Here is a 20,800-nt window from a genome sequence, read left to right on the forward strand (position 1 = left end):
TGATACTCATGGATAGCTTCGGCTTCAAGACCACAAAGGCACTTAGCCTCAGAGTTAGGTTTAAGAGTCAGGGTAATAAGTGATGCTGTCTGGTGAGACTTTACTATTTGAAAGCCTTCCCAGAATGAAGATAGGAAAGTATGATTCGGCATGAAAACGGTAGTTTGTGTATGATTTTTGTTTGGCGACTAAACCATGTCACTTACTACCGTTTTTGTTTTTAGTTCCCGCTAATGCGCGATGAACCTTATTTGTTTCGACCTAGTGAGTCAGAAACAGATAAACGGCTCTTTTATTGAGTGGGTGCTGGATTCGAAATCTAGCTCACGAAACCTTAGAGATTGAGTCTACTCAGTGATCTCTTGCAGCACTTCTCCGATTGACCCGCTTGGTTGGGTGATACCCAGTTTGTTCGAAAGCGTTGGCGCAATGTCATATGGCGTCACTGGTCGCGATACCTTCTTAGCTTCAACGTCGTAGCCTGCAAAGATCACAGGCACATGAGTGTCGTATTTCCACGGAGAACCATGTGTAGAGGCAATTTGGAGGCCTTCCATGTCGTTAATGTAGCTGCGCGGTGCAAATACTACGTACACGTCGCCAGAACGAGCAGGGTGGTAGTTGTTTTTAATTAGCTGCATCACATGCGTATCCGGTACTCGGTTAGCCGCAATGTCACTACTTGATACAGCAAACGCAACACCTTTCACTTTTGCAATTTCATCCGCAATAGCTTCTTGGACCTTAGCCAGATCAAGCTTCTTCTCAGCGATCAGATCATGATTCAGATAGATGTAAGGTTGTGCGTACAAGCGAATCGCGTCTTTGGTTAAACCAAATTCATCCTTCAATCGTTTCTCAACACCACTCGAGAGTAGTGTGTCTTTATTGAAGTATTGAGCTTGATTGAAACCAAGCGCATTTGCCGCAGGTGAAGATTCAGGTACACCGTGGTCGGCAGACAGCACAATCAATGTGTTTTCTAGCCCGACTTGGTTATCCACGGTTTTGAAAAGCTTAGCGAGAGTCTTATCAAGTCGGATAAGGTTGTCTTCTGTTTCTAGGCTTTCAGGGCCGTAAAGGTGCACCACGTAGTCATTTGATGAGAAACTCACTGACAGATAATCGGTTACGTCGCCTTGGCCAAGCTTCTCTTGCATCAACAAGGTGCTAGCGAAGTTTTCCGTGATTTCGTCACCAGCAGGGCTGACGGTTAGCGTTGTGCTGTAGTACTTGTAACTTGCCGGGCCATAAGGATGAGGGAAGGTGCGTTGGAAGTCACCGAGTTTCACTTTGTGTTCGGTATCGTGTTCTTGCAACGTGTACTTATCACGCGGTAATGAGAGCTCCCATTTCTGTTTGGAATACTGAGCAGCAATCGCTTTCTCGTTCCAGCGTGATACCCAATCTGGATTCTCGTCATAGTAATAGTTACTGGTGACAAACTCCGATTGTGCTTTGGAGAACCAGAAGGCTTTACCATTGTGTCCTGCCAATGAGATTGCGCCGCGGTCTTTCACTGATACACCGAATACTTTTGATTTGCCACTATTGGAAATCGTCAGTTCGTCACCAAACGTGGTGGAGAGTATTGGCTCTGGAGAGCGGCCATCGCCTTGTGCTGTCTTCTGCGTTGGGTCGATCTCTGTTGCTTTATCGACACCTGCACCAGAGGTCAGCATTTGGTAGTTACCGTCTTCTACGTTATACACCAAACGTTCTTCGCTACGGTCATACCAAACGTTACCTACCATGCCGTGTACGCTCGGTGGAGCACCTGTTGCAAGCGACACATGGCCCACGATCGTTTCCGTGTTGCCATGTTGGTAGTTTGCGTTGGTGTAGTAGGTACCATCATCCATTAAGTACCGGAAACCGCCTTCACCGAAGTTGTGCTTATATCGTTCGATTAGATCTGCGCGCAGGCCATCTACCGTGATTTGAAGGACTAGATTTGGCTTTTCCTCAGCTGAAGCTGGGAGAGCGCAGAGTAACGCGAGGGTTAGTCCTGAAAGCTTGGTGTATTGCATAGAGTTTCCTTATTCACTGTTGCCGCTGAGTTCTAATGTTTGGTCAGGTTTCCAACGTTTGGCCAGATTTGTAACGTGTGTGCAGTGCGAATCGTATTTTTAGTATTGTTGGTGACGATTAGTGAACCATAACCTTCGGCATCTTTAGTTAGTTCGCTTCGTTAGCTAGTTCACATCCTTAACTAAACGCAGCCCCATATCTGACATAGTGATCGATTGGCTTGCGAAGTCACGACGGTAACTTTCAGATTCATTTTCGTCATAAGCAAAGCTGCCACCGCGAACCGATTTGTGTGATAAACCGACGTCGCTGTGTTTTGCGTTGTTAGGGTTGTCTGTTGGACCGAATCGGTAGAAGGTGTCATCGAAGGCATCGATAACAAACTCGCCCACGTTTCCTGTCATGTCATATAAGCCTAGTTCATTTGGTTTCTTTAGCCCGACTGGATGTGCGCTATTTTTAGAATTTGCTGAGTACCACGCAACATCATCTAAGTTATTGGAACCACTGTAAGTATAGCCTTTACTTTTATTGCCACCTTTAGCTGCAAATTCCCATTCAGCTTCAGTAGGCAGACGGTATTCTTCACCCGTTAATTCATTCAACTGCTCAACAAAATAGTTTGCTTGCTGCCAACTAAGGTTATTGACCGGAACTTGTGGGTTTTGGAAATAACTGAGAGATGAACCCATCACCGATTCGAACAATTCTTGAGTCACCTCAAACTTCGCAATATAGAAACTATCTACAGTTACATTACGTGCAGGACGCTCTGCTTTGGTCGCTTCTGGACCGTTCGACCCCATGGTGAATGTGCCGCCTTCAACCAACACCATCTCTTGGTCAATTTGTTGGGCGATGGGGTGTGTAGGCACGCTTGCACAGCCACTCAGAAGGATAGTCATGGTGACGCTGCTAATTGTTGCTAACTGTTTGTAATTAAGAAATTTCATCACGTGCCTCAGATGTTCGAAATAGGGTCTAATTCTAACGTTTAAGGTCATTCCTATTGGTTATAAAGGGTATAACATGTCACCTGTTCGAATAGGAATTATGATGGGTCCAGAATACTAAAATAGGTAGGTAAATCATGCATATTACTCAAGGTCCACAATATAACGGTAAAGCGTCTAAGCGCTTGCATGTCATGGCTAAGCCGATTGGCGCAGCATGCAACATTGACTGTAAATATTGTTACTACCTAAGTAAGCAAGATTTGTTGGAGTACAAGAAAGGCAGTTCTCCAAGAATGGATGATGAGACGTTAGAAACCTACATCCGACAATACATCGAAGGTCAAAACACGGCAGAAATCATCTTCTCATGGCAGGGCGGTGAACCGACCATGCTAGGCTTGGCGTATTTTGAACGCGTGGTTGAGCTACAGAAAAAGTACCAACCTGAAGGTGTATTGATTTCAAACGACTTACAAACCAATGGTACATTGTTGAATGATGATTGGGCTGAGTTTCTTGCGAAGAACAACTTCCTGATCGGTTTGAGTATTGATGGTCCTGAAATGCTGCACAATGCTTATCGTGTTAACAGAGCTGGCCGTGGCACATTCAAACAAGTGATGGCGGCTGTGGAGCTGCTGCACAAACACCAAGTGAAGTTCGCAACGCTTACCTGCGTGAACAACCTGACCAGTCAAAATGCACTAGAAGTGTACCGATTCTTACGTGATGTGGTGAAGTCGCCACAAATGCAGTTTATCCCTATCGTTGAGCAAAAAACCTTTAGAACGGTTGCACCGCAAACCTCTCAAGTGAGCGAGCAATTGAAGCAGGGTGACAAGCGCCTGATCCCGGGTCATAAAGATTCAATCATGGAATCATGGTGTGTGTCAGATCTGGCGTGGGGTAACTTCCTGATTGCTGTGTTTGATGAGTGGGCGAAACACGATATCGGAAAAGTGTTCGTTCAATATTTCGAAGCAAGTTTAGAAACGTGGATTGGGCGTCCGAACCCATTGTGTACCTTGAACGAGATATGCGGAAAGGGTTTGGCAATGGAGCCAAATGGCGATGTTTTCTCATGCGACCACTATGTTTACCCTGAGTACAAAATTGGCAATATTCATCACGAGAAACTTGATGATTTGGCGTACAGCGCACCACAGCAAAAGTTTGGTTTTGCTAAATCCCGCACACTGACCAGTCAATGTCAGCAGTGTGATTACAAGTTCGCTTGTCATGGTGAGTGCCCTAAGAACCGCTTTATCAAAACTCGTGCAGGCGAACCGGGCTTGAACTACTTATGTGCAGGTTGGCATAAGTTCTTTTCTCATGTCGATAAGTCGATGGCGTACATCGCTCGCGCGATGGGGCATCCGGTTGCTCATGGTAAATTCAGCGACTCAGTATTGATGGCGCATCGAGCAAAACAGGCGCAACAAGCTACGTTCGAGACCAAGTTTTAACTCGTTCTTTGGATCAACAGGTCCAAGATAAATTTAATCAGATACGAGTCTAAGGACAGGCTAAGTTCTCCAGTTTAAGGTAATACTATGATGAAGAAGAGTTTAGCGACGGCTGTTGCTTTATTGATTTCAACGTCCGCATTAATTTCAACGTCTGCGATGGCTGCGAATAGCGTTCAACAAACGGTTGACGCGCCAGCACAAAATATCAATCAAGTGCTTGAAATGACGGACACTCAAACCCGCATTCAACAGTTGTCTTACATGGCACAAGATCAGAATCAATCTGTTGAAAATCGTACTGGTGCACTGCAAGAGCTTGCTTCATATCCAAGCCAAAATGCGCTGGTGGCGGTGGCAAGAGGCTTAAAAGATCAAAACCCTGAAGTTCGTGAAGCGGCGGTTATCGGTTCTGAACCTTACCAACTTGAACATCGCTGGGCGTTAGTTTCCCCCTTGCTAAAAGACAGCGATACCATGGTTCGCCATACGGCAACGTCAAACCTAGTCCGTGACTTCAATGCATTGGATGACGAGCAGAAAGCACAAATTGAACCACCAGTCATAGAGCTTATTAGCTTCTTGGAAACGCAAGAATCTGAAAAGTACCAATTACTGTTTGCTGATGTGCTTCGTTGGCACAATGACTGGGATAAGGCGGAAACGGTTTATCTAGAGCTGATCAATACGCATCCAAAAGAAGCGCAAGTTTGGTTGAGCTACGCAGATAATTTTCGAGCTCAGAACAAAGATAAGCAAGCAGTCGAAGTATTAGATCGTGGTTTGGAGAGCGTGCCAAACAACGCCGCTCTGCATTATTCGAAATCGTTGACTCTGGTTCGCCTTGAAGACAAAACTGCGGCAGCCAAAGAGATTGAAGTGGCTGCGAAGCTAGCGAAAGATAACAGCTACTACTGGTACCTAAATGGGGTATTACAAGAAGAGTTGGATATCGACAAGTCGACTAAATCGTTCGAGAAAGCATATTTGATCTCTGGTTCTCCAGAGCAGCTATACGCGGTATGCGATATCTATGTGCGCTACGGAAATGAAAAGACCGATGATTGCTTAGGTGAGCTAGGTAAAGTAGCTCCTGACTATGTTATTGATCAGTTGAAAGATAAACGAGTAGCGCCAAGCTCATAATATCCTAATGAGTAATTAGCGAAGCCTATAATGAAAAGCCAGTCGACACGTTCGACTGGCTTTTTCGCATCCATGAACTGCTTAGACGAGGTTCAAGCAACTAAAGACAAAATAAGGGCAAGCCTGTTACTTGCCCATTTCGTTTTATTATTCACCCATAGAGCTTGATGCACGGCGTCTGTCGGTCGCGCCATAGATCTTGCCATCTTTGACTTCAATGGCATTCAAGCCACTGACGACTGGAATGACATGCACCGGATAACCGAGCTGCATGAACTCTGGTACTAACATTTCGGCGTAGGTTTTCTTTTCGACGAGCAAACCCGTTGGGTCATAAGGTTTGGTGCGATCAATCTTGGTCTTTGTCTTTTTGGTAAAACAGCGCAAAAGTACCGCCGCCAATCCCAGTCATATCCGGTTCAACCACCGACATTGTCATCTGCATCGCCACCATTGCATCGACTGCATTACCTCCTTGCTTGAGTACCGAATACCCAGTGCTGCTTACATATGGATTCGTTGCACTTACCATAAACTCTTCGCCAGTTTCGTCTGGCGTAATTGGAAAAGGATTTGGGTTAGAAGACGAAACTCAACATGATGGTATAAAGGACGGCATCTTTGTCATCAAAACCAGTAAGTGCGTTGAAATTCTCAACAAAGGCACCGTTTGCTTTACGAGCCTCAAAATATTGCACTTCGCCATTGATGGAGACGTTAGGTAACACATCGTAATCCACACCAATTAGGTAGCTGTTTCCTGTTAGGTGTTCGTGAGAATCAAACTCTGCTCCGTAAACGACGTATGGAGTGAATAAATCTAGTCTGTAGCCCAAACTAGCGTACATCGAGGACGAGATGTTACTGATCTGTCCTTCACTTGCAAGCACCGCTTGACCTAATTCATACTCAACACCTAACGACCAAAGTTGAATGTGTTGGTTGCCTTGTTTGCTACTGAATGGAGCTGTTATCGAAGTCCCAGGGATTGTAATCGTGCCAGAAACGGTTTGATCAAAATTGGAGTCGAGGAATGACAAGTTCCAACGATAGTTTTCACCGCTCAATTGAAGATTGGCACCGAACATTCGGTTGGTTTCAAATTCCAGTTTTGTAGTCGAGTTGAAATCTACGTCATTTTTATCTTTTATGCCGATAAACGGAGTAAGTAAAAGAGTAGCTTCGTCACTGACATCGTGAGTCCAGCTCACTTTTATACCGTTGAAAGCTGTGACTCCGAGAACGCTGTTATACACCTCTGTCGGTGGCCTTGCTGTCATATAGGCTTGGCCCACATAGTAGTACTCAGAGGCAAGGAATAATGGTAGTCGTAATCGACCAATGCTGACATCAAAGTCATTAAATTCATAACCTAAGTAAGCCCACTCTAGCTGCGGCTCACTCCAATCATATTGGGGTGGCTTAACAACTTGCACGGAAGCTTTGAATGAGTTGTAGAAGTAATCGAGTTGAACACCAAATGTGGTATCACAGTCGTAACAGCTCTCATCAGTAAAACCGCGGTTGATGATTAATGGATTATCGTTATCCGATGTTGCCCAAGACGTTGAGCCAAAGCCACTCAAGGATAAATTATCGGTAAGTTCGATATTCGCAAAAGCCGGAGAGGCCATTGAAGCACATAACACTGACGTAATTATTCTTTTCATATTATTTCTCCGAACTTATAACGTAGAGAACGTTGGCATTTTGAGGAACCGAAGAGAGTGGGGAGTAACCAATACGGTTTGGTTTGTCATCAAGCCAGTCGACTAAGCTGTCGGTTGACGCCGTTTTGATTTCTCTTGGATAACGCGCTTTTCCTGAAAAAGATAAACCAGCCCAGTGTGCATTCATTTGAGCGGCATTTTTTCCAAGCAAAAGCTGATAAAAGTCCTCTCTTTCGGCACTGTTCTCAGGCCAATCAGACAGTTCAACACGTTTGCCATTGAGGTGCTTAGTTTTCCCTCTATAGAGCTTTCGCGCTTTGTTTATTGATATCTCTTCAAATCCGGAGTCTAAAGAAAATATGGCATAATCTTCAGCGGCATGAGCGGGGCTGAGAAGAAGTAAGCTTCCTAACAACCCTATCACTGCGGGTAGCAGCGCTCTGCACGAGAGTGTTTTAATTGTTTTGATCCAATCCATTGGTTTCTCCTAACAAGTCGCACTTTCTATTTGGTGGAACAGTTTTTCTTTTCTTACGGGCTTCGCTACGTACCCATCCATTCCGGAATCAAAGCACTTTTGAATATCATCATCGATAACACTAGCGGTTAACGCGATAATAGGAGTTTTGCTTAAGCCTTGGTTTTTCTCGTGTTCTCGAATCTCCTTAGTTGCCGTGAAACCGTCCATAACAGGCATCATGCAATCCATCAAAATAATGTCGAAGCTACTGTCGTTCTGGTACATATCAACGGCAATTTGTCCGTTGTCTGCAATTTCAAAGGCATATCCGGCCTTCTTCAGCATGATAGAAGCTACTTTTTGATTGACGCGGTTGTCTTCGACTAGCAAGATTCTCTCTGATTTGCTCGGAATTGCGTTTTGTTCCGCTTCTTCAGGCAAAGTACGTTTGGTCGCAGCCCCGTTGATAATTGGAGTGACAGTTGCAGGTTGTTTCTTAGGTTGAGCTTTATAGGAAGCTGGTAGTGGCATAGCTTCTACCGCGGTGAGTACTTTCTCTTTAAGCATTTCGAACTTGAATGGTTTTGGTACATAGTCATCCATACCAACGTCGAAACACCTCTGAATATCGTCATCGATGACACTGGCGGTCAATGCAATGATAGGGATGCGTCGCGTCGCTTCCGTTTCTTTTTCAATTCTTCGGATGTTGCTTGTTGCATCAAAGCCATCCATAACCGGCATCATGCAGTCCATGAGTATCGCCGCGTAATGAGGATTAGCGGTGAACATGTCCACAGCTTCTTGACCATTATTAGCGAACTCGAATTCAAAACCACTTTTACCGACATGAAGACCAGCAATTTTTTGGTTGATCTTGTTGTCTTCAACGATGAGGATTTTGTGTTGGATCTCGACTGATGTCTGGCTTGCTTCTGATAGTTCCGCCAAACCTCGAGTATCACAAAGCTCAATAGCTTTAATTAAACGCAAGCCGAGTAGGGGCTGTGCGACTTGTGCAGTAACGCTGTCACCAAGATCCGCTGGCTCACTTAAGAAGGAACGTATCAAACAGATAGTGATGCCGTTTTGGTGCAGCTTTTCTAAGTTATCTGCGTGGGTATTAGCTAGGAATGCGTCATCCTCGGCGAAAACAACAGTAATAGGTTTAGTGTGTTTTTGAGTGGAGAGCTGCTCTGTAATTGCCGTTATATCATTCGTTTTATCGGTAACCTTCAAACCATAAAGGTTAAGGTCGGACTCTATTCGCTCGGAGAGCATGTTTTCGTTACCCAGCACATAAATATCAGCCGTTGCTGTACTTGGTTTTGGCAGTATCAAGTCAACAGGCAATACCAAGTCGAAGTAGAAACAGCTTCCTTCACCTTTGACGGAGTCGAGTTGAATTTGACCACCCATCAGCTCTACCAACTGTGTACTGATGGCTAGACCAAGACCAGTACCACCAAATTGGCGTGTGGTTGAATCGTCTTCTTGAGCGAACGGTTCAAATATCTGTTTTTGTTGCAGTGAATCGATACCAATACCCGTGTCTCGTACAGCAAATCGAATGGTGGCATTGTTATCTGCTTTGTTGAGCGTTTGAATTGATAATGTGACGCCACCTTCAGCCGTAAACTTCACCGCATTCGACATAAAGTTCATCAAGATCTGTCTTAAACGGTGATCGTCTATCATCACGCGAGCTGGTGTGTCTGGGCTGATATCAACGTTAATCGATATTCTTTGTTCTTTCGCTTTTGGTGCCACAATAGAGGCTATGTCGTAAATCGATTCTCGAATTGATGCTGAATGAGGGCTGATCAACAGCATGCCAGATTCGATCTTAGAGAAGTCCAAAATGTCGTTGATAAGGCTTAATAGCAATTGAGAAGAGGTCTCAATGGTATCGACATAATCGCGTTGTGTTGGTGTCAGCGGTGTATCAGACAAGATCTCAGAAATACCAATAACACCATTGAGCGGGGTGCGAATTTCATGAGACATGTTGGCCAAGAAGCTACTTTTTGCTTTGCTGGCTTGTATTGCGTTGTCTTTCGCGTGTTCGGCATCCTCTTTGGCTCTCTCTGCGTCTTCTTTTGCTACCGTCAATCTCTCTTTCGCGAGCTCTCGTTCGATGGTCAATCGTTCAACTTGCTGAGCAAACAGACTGAGTTCATCTTTACCTTGGATTAATTTATCTAAAGAAGGGCGCGTGTCATCATTTTCGCTTTGTAAGAAAGCTAACACCAAATTAAGGTTGTTAGTGACTTGTCTCGCCAAGCTAAGAGTTAAACCCATAACAATCGCTGCCAGCAAAGCGACGATTGAAATAAACAGGGTTCGTTGTATTTGCGCGTCATAGATGGCTTGCTCAACTTCTTGTTGAAACTCTTGCTTGATTACGCCGCCAAGGCTTTGTAATAAGTTGAGCCGTGCGCTCATCGCTTCTAAGCCGACAGACACTTCTTGTGGCGTCAGTTGGCTGATTGTATTTAGGTCGAGTAGCGCGCTTCTTATCTCTTGGCTTTGAGCAAACACATCATTTCGAAACACTTCAACCATCAAAGAAACTTGATGTTCGTTGGCGTTCAATGAAACAAAGCGCTCTAAGAACAATTGCTGTCTTTCACTCAAGGTTTTGATCTGTTCGGCGAGTTCTGGGTCGTACTCTTGGCTGATTTGGAAGATCTCAATCAGTGAACTACCAAGCTTGAACTCTTCGTTCGACCAAAACATCAACCACTCAAGTTGTTGAAGGGCAGTGAGGTGCTGTTGAATTTCACGTTTAGTGTTTTCAAAAGGGACTTTCTCTACTTCAAGTAACAGTTGCTTGTATAAATCGCTCTGCCATTCGAGGGCATCCAATTTATCGTAAGTGTCAGTCACTTGCATCGTCGATAAGGTCGCTTCGCTGAAATCGGCAACAAGTTGATTCATTTCACCAGATGCGTCTAAAAAAATGATGGGAGACAGGTTTTTAAGTTCTGCCTTTACTTGGTTGCTTTGAGTAGCAAACTCTTCAGGGCTAGAGGCTAAGGTACTTCTATACAAAATAGAAATATCTTGAAGATAGACAGATAACTGATTGGTTCGTTCAAAATCGGTTAACTGAGTCGTTAATATATAAGCCTGTCTACCTGCTAGGAAGAGTAATAATGAAATGGGAAGTAGAACTAAGCCAAAGAGTTTATGTTTGACTGAAAGGTTATTCCAAACCGTAATCGCCATATAAGGATCCATCCAACTGTCGTTATATAAAAACAGTAGAATAAAAATGCCGATATGGAAACTTTGAAACGGTAAATTTTACGTAAGTGTGGGAGAGGTATAAGTTCTTGTGATTCCAGAGCTTATTTTGAAATGCGTTCTTTTATTAGTAATTTATAGCGTTTGGCAGTTTGTTTAATTTTATGCTTATTGATGAATCACTTAAAAAGCTTACTAATGAGGACGATTGTTATCGAGGCTTAATTCGAAAAGAAGTTGCTCTAATACGGTTTTTGCAGAGGGTTCTAATGTCCAAATACCGAGCATTCTGTTAAGTGCGGCGCGATACACTCTGTTTTTTAGTAGGAAGGCGAGTGTGCTCGTATCATTGCTGAATACGTGCATTTGTACGATGGTGAGCTCTGCTTTGTTCTCAATGTCTATTTTCTGAAGATTGAAAGCGGGTAGGAAGGCAGACTCATACCAAACCTCAACGATCTCTCGAAGCTCCATCTCTTCTTCAGGTACATCGCACTCCTGAAGTTGGTGGTTTTCAGGAATTGCGGATAAGTAAGCTACATCAAGCTTGTCTGCAACGAATGTGTACATATTCTTCCTTGTTACCTGTGGTATTGGGGCGAATCATCCCTCTCGCTTATGAATTTGTCAATTATATCCATTTCCCTAAATAGCGAATTGTGATTAAGCGTTGAGGTTTTAGCTTAAGCTGTTTAAGTATTTGTCTGTTAAGCCAAAATATTTCAAATTTCCATCCGGCTCTAACACTAAACTCATGTTTGATGTTGCGATCAAACCAGGGTCGTTAGTCGAAAAAATCACGGTCTTATTCAACAATTTATCGGAGAACAGGCGATTAAAGTATTGAGCGTTTTCTTGCTCTGCACCGTTGAACGGTTCATCAATGATAATCAGAGATTGCTCACAGTTACCTAGGCCAAGTACCAGACGCAGTTTTTGTTGAATTCCATTCGGAAGACTTTTGCATTTATCCACGCTTAACTGAGTAGCCAAGCCTTCCGGAAGCCATTCATCTAATTCGAAGAAGCTGATCATCTCTTGCATCTTGTCTGTTGGAATCAGTCCGTTGTGTAAAATGAAGTTGGTCTCAAGTGAGCCTTCAAAAATATGCAAATTGAAAGGGATGTAGTTAATCGACGTGCGATAACGGTAGCTATTGAACTGTTTAATGTTGTAACCATCGACAGAGACTGCGCCTTGATAGCGGTCTTCTAACCCAGCAATGATTGAAATTAAGGTGGTTTTACCGCAGCCCGTAGGGCCACAAATGACCACTTTGGCACTGGGTGGGATTTTGAACCCCAAGTTAGTTAAACCCGTTGCGGCTCCTGCATATCGGTGACTGACTCCGCTGCCCACAATGCTTCCTTGGAACAGGCGAATAGGTGGGCTTTTTTCTAAGGTCAATTTGTCGTCATTCATCGACATCAGGTTGTTTATCTGTGCTGATGAAGCCTTGATCGATTGGAACTTGGAAATTGAGTTATAGATACCCATGATTGGGCCTAACGCTTTCCAAACCAAAATAACGGTTGCGAGCATGGCACCCGCATCAGAAGTACCTTCCATCACACCGATTACCGCGGTCACGATACTTGCTGTACCAATCACTTGAATCAAACTGCCACCAGCGGCCTGAATCTTACTGTTAGTCACGGCAACGTTCTCTGCATCGCTGGTGCTTTGCATATGCGATGCGCTGAATCGAGATTGAACGACACGAAGTAAAGGCAGGCCTTGGATAGTCTTGATACCACGAAGAATTTCATTCCATTGATACGAAACCATCGCATTGGCACGCGAACTTTTGGATGTGGCTTGCGAGTAGATATAGCGCGAGTAAATACAGAACACTAACATCAGTATTAAGCCGCCCATCACCACCAATGCCGCTGTACCAGACATCAGAGCAATGGCGATGATAAATACAATCACAAACGGCATATCAAAATAGCTAAGCGTTGATTCTGCGGTCACCAAGCGTCGGAAGGTATCGATATCTTTCAAACGCGCTAACTGAGAAGAGACCCCAGCTGTAGATGTCATCGCATAAGGTAGCCAAAGCAATTTAGATATAACGGCTTGCGAGATGTGCACGGCGAGGTCTTTACCGGAGGTCGCAATAATGTTGACCCGCATTTTCTTAAAAAAGTATTCAGAGAAGCCGACAATAATGGCGAATAAGGTTAGCCAATAGAGTGTGGCTTCGGAGCTCGAAGTCAGTGCGAAGTTATATACACTCATAATAAAGAATGGCTGCAATGCACCGAGAATACTGATGACGAAGCTGAGAATGATCAGGCTTTTAAGTTCATTGTTATAACGATAGAAAGCGTATTTAATCCAATTGCTTCTGTCTTGCGATTCCGGAGGTGGCTCGCGGAACAGACGAGAATATTCGCTAATCGCAATCAGCAAACAGGGCTTTTTGCACATTGGGTATTCAATGGTGTTGTTGTTCGTGTAATCAAACAGCAGCAACTTTCCATCTTTGGTGCCTAAGAAAATCGCACTTAGATTCTCTATTTCAATAAAGCATGGGTGTGGGTGCTTATCGATATTCTCGAGTGTCTTTAGTTTAGTAACATCACAGCGATATCCAAGGCGCTCTATGGTTGCTGTAAAGCTGTCGCCATCTTTGGGTTTTGGAATAAAAGCATCGCTGAGTATTGCGGGTGTGCCTTCCCATTCGAGTGCTATCAGGGTGTAGGCCAAACCACGAATAAGTGGCGATTGACTGTAACGTTCGTCGTATCCACTAGATTCAAAATCCAAGACACGTTGCGGCACATTATTGAAGTCGACTAGGATACTCATTGGTCACCTCCGGTAAGTTTTACGCGTTTGAGGCGGTGATTAAGTTTGTCCATTTTATTGCTGGCGATGATCAATATTTTGTCATTGGCGCGATAAGCCGTACTGGTGAGAACGACTCTCGCAAATTCCTCATCAAAGACACAATCGATGTCATCGAATATCAATACACGCTTACTGGCGAGCAGGGCACGAACTAATAATAAGGCGTAGCCAACTTGGCGAGAGAATGGGTTACGCATATGGCCTTTGAGTTCTGTATAAAACCCGGCAGGAAGCCCATCAATTTGCGCTTTGATGTTCATGGTTTCACACAGTGCAAACGCCGTGTTATTCAAGCTTGGTCGGAAACAGGTCAGGTTATCGATAATCGTCCCTTCTACGAACGAACTGGTCTTATCAACCATCAGAACACTGTTACGCCAAACGTTGTAATTGACGTCATCCAAAGGCGTGTCGTTAATCATGATATCGAGTTTGCTATCACTGTTCTGACGCGTAATACAGTTAGCGAGGTGGGTCTTACCTGAACCACTTTTCCCTGTCAGCAAATAGGCTTGTCCGAGTTCGAACTCGATACGCTGCTTTTCAGAATACTTAACCGAAATACGTTCAACTTCTGTTGTTTCATGTTGGTGTTCAACAGAGGCGGCCAATTCAAGGAGGTCAGCGATACGTTGGATATGGAGTTTGTTTAACTCCCAGCGGCTCGCGGTTCTCATTACCTGTTGATATGGCGCAAAGTAACGGTTGGTTAGCATGATGATCGCGGCCATGATGCCTTGACTCGATTCCATATTGATTACGGCAGTCGCCAAGACCACAACAACGCAAGCAATGGATAGCTGTTGGATGAGCGCCAAAATCAAGCCAAAGTTCGACTCGATTTGCTCATATTTGATGTTCTCCACTTCACGCTCTTCGACCATTTGTGTCATCAGGCTTTCAACGCGGTACTCCATGTTTCGCGCTTTAATATCAAGCGGGCTAGAGATGATCTCAATGATTTTGGAGGTAGTTAACCCTTCGATGTCTGACTTATTCTGCAAGCTACCAATTTTCTGTTTGGAAAGACTCCAAGCGAAAATCGCTAAGACAGCCGAGGCAATTAGAAGGGTGATACCAGCCCATATGTTAATGAGACCGATGATAAGTATAGTAATCACGCTAACAGCAAGGTTGATAAGCGCTCGAACCGATTCTCCACCAAAGAAGGTCTTAAGTTCAGGAATGGTTGAGATTCGTTCTAGGTATTCGCCTGGTTCCAAACGACGGAATTTAGATATTTCCGCCAAACAGATGGATTGGAATACCTTGTTGGTTAGGTTGGTTTCAAACTGCCTCATGATAACGGAAGATATCTTCTCTTCCTGACTTTTTAAGTGGTAGTCGAGGAAGATGGAAATCAAAATAATCGCGAACAATAAGAACAGCGTATCTTGTGCTTGGTTGGGTAACACTCGGTCAAAAATGATCAGAATAGAGAAGGGCAGTACCAAACCAAACAGGGTCGATATTATCGTTGAGAAAGTCAGATAACACTTATCTGCCATGTTGATCTTTTGCGAAAACTGCTCAGTTTGCATTGTGACCTCCTTTTCTCAATGACTCCGTTGAGAGAAGATGTTTTGGCACCAAATCTTGATTGTCGCGACCTTCAATATCACTCATTAATTGCATCACGCTTTCGATAGATTGAATTGAGAGTATTCCCTTAATTTGCTCAAGCTTGATGGTCTCGATGATGTAGTCGTATCGTGCGCTTTCATAGTCTCTTAACGCGCTGAACAGCTTACTTTCCGCCGCCAGCAAGTCGGTGATGGTACGCGTGCCTAATTGGTAGGCTCTTTGGATCCCTTTATAAGACGCGTAGTTGGCGCGAATGATGTTTTCGTAACTGCTTATAGATTGCGAGAAATCGTTAATGTTGAGCACGGAGGTATTCACACTGTTACGTGTGGTGTAAAGCGAATCTTGGTAAAGCAGCTCAGTACGTTCGATGGCCGTCGATGATTTTTGATAGCCGTAGTAATCAGAGCCACCAGACAAGATAGGAACTGCTAGGTTTAACCCAACACTGGTTGAGTTACTTTCGCCTGTCGCTGTAATGTCGGTTTTGTCGAAGTTATTGGCGTCATCGTGTCGATAGCTGGCTGAAAGCGATACTGTCGGTAAGAAGTTCGAACCGCTCTCTTTTAAGCTTCTGCGGCTTCTCTCGACGTTTTTCTTAGCCACTAACAAGTCGTTGTTGAGCTTTAACGCTTGATCCATGATTGATCGTTGTTCGGTTTCGTTTATCTCTTTTAAAGGCACACTTTCGTAGATATCTTGAGACGGAGTGATAGGGTATTGAATCTGAATCGATAGCCCGTTGAGAATGACGCGACGGTCTTTCTGCAAGGTTCTCAATCGATTCGACACACCTTCTTTCTGAGCAATCACTTCGTAAAGCTCACTGGCGGCTGTATTGCCGAGTTCCACATTGCGTCGCATTTGATGTTCACGCGTCTCAGACGACTTAAGCTCTACCTTGGTCGCTTTAATTTGTGCGTTGTTTTTCAAATACTCAAAGTATTGAGAGCCGATTTCTGAAATAGTGCTTTGGATTTTGTTCTCGTGTTTAATCTCTTCAATGTTGAAGTCGAGCTTTGCCGTCCCATATTTGAAAATATCGCCCAGATTGAAGATCGATTGAGAAAGGGAAAGGCTGTAGCTGTTCGAGTTATAGCTTGAAGTTTCATCAGGCACACTTGATAGCAAGGTTTCATTTTCATTCCATGTGGTATCGGCAGCACCATTGAGGGAAGGAAGAAATTTTGAGCGGCTGATACCAATGTTGTACTCGTTTTCTTCCACGCCCTTATCACTAGCGCGAAGAGACAGGCTGTTTTGCAGGCCGAGCTCTACCGCTTCAAGCAGGGTAGTCGCCGATGCTGAAGGTGTCGTGCTTAATGTAAGCGCAGCTATGATGCTGCTAGTTAAGTTTTTGTACCGCCACATACTTGTTGATCACCTTGATGATTTGGTCGCTTTTATAAGGTTTGCTGATTACGTAATCCATTCCGGCCTCAATACAAGCCTGGTGTTCGTTACTGCTGGTCAATGCGGTTGCACCTATGATGGTACAAGGGTTTTTCTCGTTTTCTTGTTCGAATTGGCGAATGCGTTTTGTGGCTTCGATGCCACCCATACCCGGCATGATGCAATCCATGAAGATGATGTCAGAACGCTTGTTCATAAAGTGCTTCACGGCATCGGCGCCATCGCCAACCATGTCTGGTTCATATTCTTGTTTGGTCAAGATTCGTTTCAGTAAAATTTGTTGAACTCGGTCATCCTCTACGATAAGGAATGAGCTGTTTTCCATCTGTTCTTCCGATGCTTCCGCTTCCATAATGGTGAGTAGGTTTGGAATGAACTCGTAAGGGATAGCAGGAGCGTTGATGATTTTGTCGACGAAGCTATGACACTCTTGTGCTTGCTGAGTGTTGGTCACTGACAACAGTAACTTGGTATTTGGGTGGTTCTTAAGCTGAGATTTCACCGTCTTGCTCAACGACGGCAGCTTGTTGGGTTCAAAGGTATCGGTCAACATTATCGCATCGTAATCACCGAACGTTTTCGCCGCTGAGAAAAGCTCATTTGCAGTGCGAATCTCGGTGATATCAAGCCCCAAGTTACTGAGCATTTTCTTCATCACATCGATGCGAACTTGAGTATTAGCACACAAGAGTAAACGCTTGCCATCAAAGCGAGTTTTCTCTGTGTGGAAGTTCTTAGCCTTAAGATCAAGCTCGATCTGAAAACGTTCCTGAGCCCCTGACTGGAACCAGTGGCTCTCGTAATATCCGTAATCCTTCAGAACGCTTTTCGCTAAGTCATCTGTGCTGGCTGTATGGTCTTTGTGTGCGCTCCAATGGAGTTTGTTGAGCTTGGCAACAGAAACATCCAGTGTTGATAAGAAGTTGAGGTTGATGGTGACACGGGTATTTTCCATGTCTGAAGCCGCACCCGATTCAATCGTTACAAACAGTTTCTTATTTGATTTGAGTTGAATAGCGTTAGAAAGTTGAAGGAACAGTATCCAGAATAAGCTGGTGGATTGGCCTGCAACACGATTCGGTAAGTTGTCAGAGATAAAACAGTCAAGTTGGCTTTCATTACGTTGTACTTTGGCACTGATATGAATCATTAATTCAGATAACACGCTCAGTAAAGAGAACTCTTTCGACTTGCTTTCCGTACCCTGTGATATCAAGCGATTATAGTTTTCTGCTAACTCAGATAGTGTGCTACACGCAGAGGTAATATCGTTCGCCATCAACACGCCGTTTTCATCGGTTTCTTGAACCAGATATTGGACACCACCGTTGATGGTGTTTGTAATTCCGCGAATCTCATAACCGATCAGCGCATACAACTGTTTGTAGAGATCGTTATTGCGCTTTTGGTCTTCTAATTTACTGAAAATAAGTTTGAGATGAGAGTAAATCTGACGCTGCTTGGGGTTGATGCTAACTTCATTAAGAAGCTCTTCAAGACGTTGTAAATCTAGCTGCTTCAGCTCTTGATACAGGGCATCGAATTCATAGTCGATTTCGCGTTCGTTAGAACTGGATTTCTTTAGCTTCAACATAGCAACTGAGTTGGATAGAATCGTAATCACAGCCAATATCACGACCACCATAAACAACCAGATAAAGAACTCGTTTTTTTCTGACATTAAGTCATTTGCATGGTTGTTAAACATGGTGCGATAGTTGTCGTCCATCTGCAGATAGTTATTGGTCAATGAAAGGTACAAGCCTAATACGTCGTTACGTGTTTTTGCGCTATCGGAGAAACGATTAATCGCCAATTCCAGTTGTGTGTATTCAGTTGCCCCAACCAAGCTGAACTCGGTTTTGTTCAACGAGGCTAAAGAGCGAAATTCATCAATTTCAAGCTTCAAGTTAACCAGGTTGAATTCGTTAGTGCCGCAAGTGTTGGTACTTAAACACTGTTGCAGAGTTTGAATATCTTGTTCTATGGTCTGATTAAGCTTCTGGGCTTGTATGAGCAGTGGGGCGCTTTGCACTTGTGCGACTGAATCTATTTTTGACCAAGAAAAGTATAAATAGAAAGCGAGCGCAGCCAATACCACGCTAAATAGTATGCTTAGACGTAGGGCGGGTATGGAAATATTGTACGAAGGTTTACCGCTCATTGATTATCTCTCATCGAAAGCATCCTCGATGGCTGACATCACCGGTTTCGCAGCGTATTCGATCACGCGACGCGAGCCTGTTTTCACATCAGCGGTAAACTCCATGTAAGGTGATAACTTGTATTGAGTGCCTCCTCGTTCAAGAAAGTTTCGGTCAATTTCAATCTCAGCTAAATAGAATTCAGCGTCTTCTTCTTCGTATGATGAACGGCTGATTGAGGCGATGGTTCCCTCAACAAACCCGTATTTTGCAAAGTTATAGGTATCCATTTTTACTTTCACTGCCTGACCAATTTCGACAAATCCCATGTCTTTACGTGGGATCTTCGCTTCACCGTGTAACGAATTATTTATTGGGGCAATATCGGCGATACTTTCTCCTGGCGGAATCACAGCAGAACGGAAATTGAAGTGAAGTTTATCGACCACACCATCGACTGGCGAGTAGACGACTAGGCGATCAACCTTGTCGGAATGCTGCGGTTGTAAGATTCGCTTTAGCTTGAGGTCTTTGTTCGCTTGAATGATTTGTGCTTGGTACTCAGAGTTTCGATTCTCAACCAAGTCACGGTGTTGCTTTTCCAGTTTGTCGAGTTGGAAACGCTCATTCATCACAGATTCGTCAAGGTTCTCAATCTCACGCACCATATTCGACTCTTGTACTTTCATGTTAAGAACGTCGACATAAGACGCCATCTCTTCTTTATAAAGCGTATTTTTGATGTTGAGTTGTTTGCGAATGAGCGATAGTTGGTTCTCTGAACTTTTACGACGCTTAAGCATTGACCTAATCAGGGAGTTTTTGTGTTTAATATCGTGGGTAATGAGCTCTTCATTTGAACGGTTTTTAGAGAACTCTTGTCGCCATGTATTCATGTTGACCTGAACTTGTTCTGGAAATTTTTCGATATAAGAAGCGAAGTTGGGTTCTACCATGTCGCGTAAGCTTTCATAACGAATCTTATCGAGCTCTATCTGAATAATCTCAGTATTCACGGTATCGAGTTGTGTGTTGCGGTCTAGTGAGCGAATTCGTGCGATCGGCTGTCCTTCATAAACGACTTCTCCTTTTCGGACTAACATCTCTTCCAATATGCCGCCTTCTAGGTGTTGAACCTTCTCAACGTCAGATTCCAACAACAGTTCACCACGTACAGAAACGACGATGTCGATACGCGCTTGTGATGCCACGGCAATAGCGACTAAAGCGAGTAGGAATATGATGAGCAACGTTTTGTGAACACTGGTCATGGCACTTGCAAGCACAATGGTGTCATCAGCTGTGACCTTAGAAGCCTCATTATTAGAAACGAGCGCTTTTCTTAAGTGGTGTTCTATTTGGTTATTGCTCATGACTACCTCGATGACTTGTCATCTATTACTTCCTTAATGTCCAACAAGTGATTGATTTGTCGATTGACGTTGTGCAATTCAGTTTTTACATCCTCTATTAGATCTTCCGGCGCAGGAAACTCGTGTCTACTCAAGTGTTCCAATTTGGCCATTTTTGGCGGAAGGTCTTGGTCGCAAAGCAACGTTAAGATGGTCTTCAATCGTTTTGAGTAACTATTGAGTTCATCAAAATGATTACCGTTATGAAGCGCTTCTATATTTAGGGCTGCGTCAGAAAAGTCATTGTAAAAGTCGCCTAATAGCAATTGCAGCCCTTTGTGGTTGTTGTCGACCGAGCGCAACAAATTCGTCATGTCTATCATCGCTCCACTGCCTTAATTGCTTTAATCACAATAACTAAGGATCTTTAAAGGCAGTTTTCAAATTTTTTTTGATTCTTTCTCTTTAAA

Annotated in this window: 15 protein-coding genes and 2 pseudogenes; 2 read left to right on the forward strand and 15 right to left on the reverse strand. The window is 43.9% G+C overall.

Going from position 1 to position 20,800, the window contains the following annotated elements; translation table 11 throughout:
- The 3 genes and pseudogenes from AB4161_RS23260 to AB4161_RS14400 form a co-directional block, all read right to left on the reverse strand.
- A pseudogene (locus tag AB4161_RS23260) lies at nucleotides 1-152 on the reverse strand (ISL3 family transposase); the annotation flags it as partial.
- Between the two features lie 195 nt (nucleotides 153-347).
- Nucleotides 348-2,030 (reverse strand): alkaline phosphatase family protein, encoded by a 1,683-nt coding sequence (locus AB4161_RS14395; RefSeq protein WP_372083517.1) that lies wholly within the window; start codon nucleotides 2,028-2,030, stop codon nucleotides 348-350.
- 165 nt (nucleotides 2,031-2,195) lie between these two features.
- On the reverse strand, nucleotides 2,196-2,984 hold the full coding sequence (locus AB4161_RS14400; protein ID WP_017060470.1) for an SUMF1/EgtB/PvdO family nonheme iron enzyme: 789 nt from the start codon (nucleotides 2,982-2,984) through the stop codon (nucleotides 2,196-2,198).
- A gap of 137 nt (nucleotides 2,985-3,121) precedes the next feature.
- Here AB4161_RS14400 and AB4161_RS14405 point away from each other — a divergent pair, with 137 nt between their 5' ends.
- The gene (locus tag AB4161_RS14405) at nucleotides 3,122-4,453 is read left to right on the forward strand and encodes an anaerobic sulfatase maturase (RefSeq protein WP_372083518.1); all 1,332 of its coding nucleotides are present in this window, start codon (nucleotides 3,122-3,124) and stop codon (nucleotides 4,451-4,453) included.
- Nucleotides 4,454-4,540: 87 nt separating this feature from the next.
- Nucleotides 4,541-5,599 (forward strand): HEAT repeat domain-containing protein, encoded by a 1,059-nt coding sequence (locus AB4161_RS14410; RefSeq protein WP_017060468.1) that lies wholly within the window; start codon nucleotides 4,541-4,543, stop codon nucleotides 5,597-5,599.
- Nucleotides 5,600-5,746: 147 nt separating this feature from the next.
- Here the strand turns inward: AB4161_RS14410 and AB4161_RS14415 are convergent.
- From AB4161_RS14415 to AB4161_RS14470, 12 genes and pseudogenes are all read right to left on the reverse strand, one after another.
- A pseudogene (locus AB4161_RS14415) lies at nucleotides 5,747-5,959 on the reverse strand (gamma-glutamyltransferase); the annotation flags it as partial.
- On the reverse strand, nucleotides 5,949-6,131 hold the full coding sequence (locus AB4161_RS14420; protein ID WP_029222748.1) for a gamma-glutamyltransferase: 183 nt from the start codon (nucleotides 6,129-6,131) through the stop codon (nucleotides 5,949-5,951). The pseudogene AB4161_RS14415 and the gene AB4161_RS14420, both read right to left, overlap by 11 nt.
- Before the next feature lie 46 nt (nucleotides 6,132-6,177).
- The gene (locus AB4161_RS14425; protein WP_372083519.1) at nucleotides 6,178-7,269 is read right to left on the reverse strand and encodes a sulfate ABC transporter permease; all 1,092 of its coding nucleotides are present in this window, start codon (nucleotides 7,267-7,269) and stop codon (nucleotides 6,178-6,180) included.
- 1 nt (nucleotide 7,270) lies between these two features.
- Nucleotides 7,271-7,747, reverse strand: coding sequence for a hypothetical protein (locus AB4161_RS14430; RefSeq protein ID WP_017069467.1), 477 nt, complete (start codon nucleotides 7,745-7,747; stop codon nucleotides 7,271-7,273).
- A gap of 9 nt (nucleotides 7,748-7,756) precedes the next feature.
- Nucleotides 7,757-10,960 (reverse strand): response regulator, encoded by a 3,204-nt coding sequence (locus tag AB4161_RS14435; protein WP_372083520.1) that lies wholly within the window; start codon nucleotides 10,958-10,960, stop codon nucleotides 7,757-7,759.
- A 213-nt stretch (nucleotides 10,961-11,173) separates the two neighbouring features.
- Nucleotides 11,174-11,548, reverse strand: coding sequence for a hypothetical protein (locus AB4161_RS14440; protein WP_017060464.1), 375 nt, complete (start codon nucleotides 11,546-11,548; stop codon nucleotides 11,174-11,176).
- A gap of 108 nt (nucleotides 11,549-11,656) precedes the next feature.
- Entirely contained in the window at nucleotides 11,657-13,795 is a 2,139-nt protein-coding gene (locus tag AB4161_RS14445) for an ATP-binding cassette domain-containing protein (protein ID WP_102393126.1), read from the reverse strand.
- Nucleotides 13,792-15,378, reverse strand: coding sequence for an ABC transporter transmembrane domain-containing protein (locus AB4161_RS14450; RefSeq protein ID WP_052879653.1), 1,587 nt, complete (start codon nucleotides 15,376-15,378; stop codon nucleotides 13,792-13,794). The genes AB4161_RS14445 and AB4161_RS14450 overlap by 4 nt, the downstream gene beginning before the upstream one ends.
- A complete protein-coding gene (locus AB4161_RS14455; RefSeq protein WP_017069471.1) occupies nucleotides 15,368-16,792 on the reverse strand; it encodes a TolC family protein in 1,425 nt (474 codons plus the stop codon). The genes AB4161_RS14450 and AB4161_RS14455 overlap by 11 nt, the downstream gene beginning before the upstream one ends.
- Nucleotides 16,767-18,998, reverse strand: a complete 2,232-nt coding sequence (locus AB4161_RS14460; protein WP_029235405.1) for a response regulator — start codon at nucleotides 18,996-18,998, stop codon at nucleotides 16,767-16,769. The genes AB4161_RS14455 and AB4161_RS14460 overlap by 26 nt, the downstream gene beginning before the upstream one ends.
- Before the next feature lie 3 nt (nucleotides 18,999-19,001).
- Nucleotides 19,002-20,351, reverse strand: coding sequence for an HlyD family type I secretion periplasmic adaptor subunit (locus AB4161_RS14465; protein WP_017092939.1), 1,350 nt, complete (start codon nucleotides 20,349-20,351; stop codon nucleotides 19,002-19,004).
- A 2-nt stretch (nucleotides 20,352-20,353) separates the two neighbouring features.
- Nucleotides 20,354-20,713, reverse strand: coding sequence for a hypothetical protein (locus tag AB4161_RS14470; protein ID WP_372083521.1), 360 nt, complete (start codon nucleotides 20,711-20,713; stop codon nucleotides 20,354-20,356).
- Between the last annotated feature and the right edge of the window lie 87 nt (nucleotides 20,714-20,800).

The organism is Vibrio sp. 10N.286.51.E5 (assembly GCF_041469125.1).
Classification (GTDB): Bacteria; Pseudomonadota; Gammaproteobacteria; order Enterobacterales; family Vibrionaceae; genus Vibrio; species Vibrio crassostreae_C.

What these genes read in the sequence shown, in the direction of transcription:
- AB4161_RS14450 (WP_052879653.1), bottom strand. Translation starts at nt 15,378, where the DNA reads ATGCAAACTGAGCAGTTTTCGCAAAAGATCAACATGGCAGATAAGTGT.
- AB4161_RS14430 (WP_017069467.1), bottom strand. Translation starts at nt 7,747, where the DNA reads ATGGATTGGATCAAAACAATTAAAACACTCTCGTGCAGAGCGCTGCTA.
- AB4161_RS14425 (WP_372083519.1), bottom strand. Translation starts at nt 7,269, where the DNA reads ATGAAAAGAATAATTACGTCAGTGTTATGTGCTTCAATGGCCTCTCCG.
- AB4161_RS14470 (WP_372083521.1), bottom strand. Translation starts at nt 20,713, where the DNA reads ATGATAGACATGACGAATTTGTTGCGCTCGGTCGACAACAACCACAAA.
- AB4161_RS14445 (WP_102393126.1), bottom strand. Translation starts at nt 13,795, where the DNA reads ATGAGTATCCTAGTCGACTTCAATAATGTGCCGCAACGTGTCTTGGAT.
- AB4161_RS14435 (WP_372083520.1), bottom strand. Translation starts at nt 10,960, where the DNA reads ATGGCGATTACGGTTTGGAATAACCTTTCAGTCAAACATAAACTCTTT.
- AB4161_RS14460 (WP_029235405.1), bottom strand. Translation starts at nt 18,998, where the DNA reads ATGAGCGGTAAACCTTCGTACAATATTTCCATACCCGCCCTACGTCTA.
- AB4161_RS14410 (WP_017060468.1), top strand. Translation starts at nt 4,541, where the DNA reads ATGATGAAGAAGAGTTTAGCGACGGCTGTTGCTTTATTGATTTCAACG.
- AB4161_RS14400 (WP_017060470.1), bottom strand. Translation starts at nt 2,984, where the DNA reads ATGAAATTTCTTAATTACAAACAGTTAGCAACAATTAGCAGCGTCACC.
- AB4161_RS14455 (WP_017069471.1), bottom strand. Translation starts at nt 16,792, where the DNA reads ATGTGGCGGTACAAAAACTTAACTAGCAGCATCATAGCTGCGCTTACA.
- AB4161_RS14440 (WP_017060464.1), bottom strand. Translation starts at nt 11,548, where the DNA reads ATGTACACATTCGTTGCAGACAAGCTTGATGTAGCTTACTTATCCGCA.
- AB4161_RS14395 (WP_372083517.1), bottom strand. Translation starts at nt 2,030, where the DNA reads ATGCAATACACCAAGCTTTCAGGACTAACCCTCGCGTTACTCTGCGCT.
- AB4161_RS14465 (WP_017092939.1), bottom strand. Translation starts at nt 20,351, where the DNA reads ATGAGCAATAACCAAATAGAACACCACTTAAGAAAAGCGCTCGTTTCT.
- AB4161_RS14420 (WP_029222748.1), bottom strand. Translation starts at nt 6,131, where the DNA reads ATGGTAAGTGCAACGAATCCATATGTAAGCAGCACTGGGTATTCGGTA.
- AB4161_RS14405 (WP_372083518.1), top strand. Translation starts at nt 3,122, where the DNA reads ATGCATATTACTCAAGGTCCACAATATAACGGTAAAGCGTCTAAGCGC.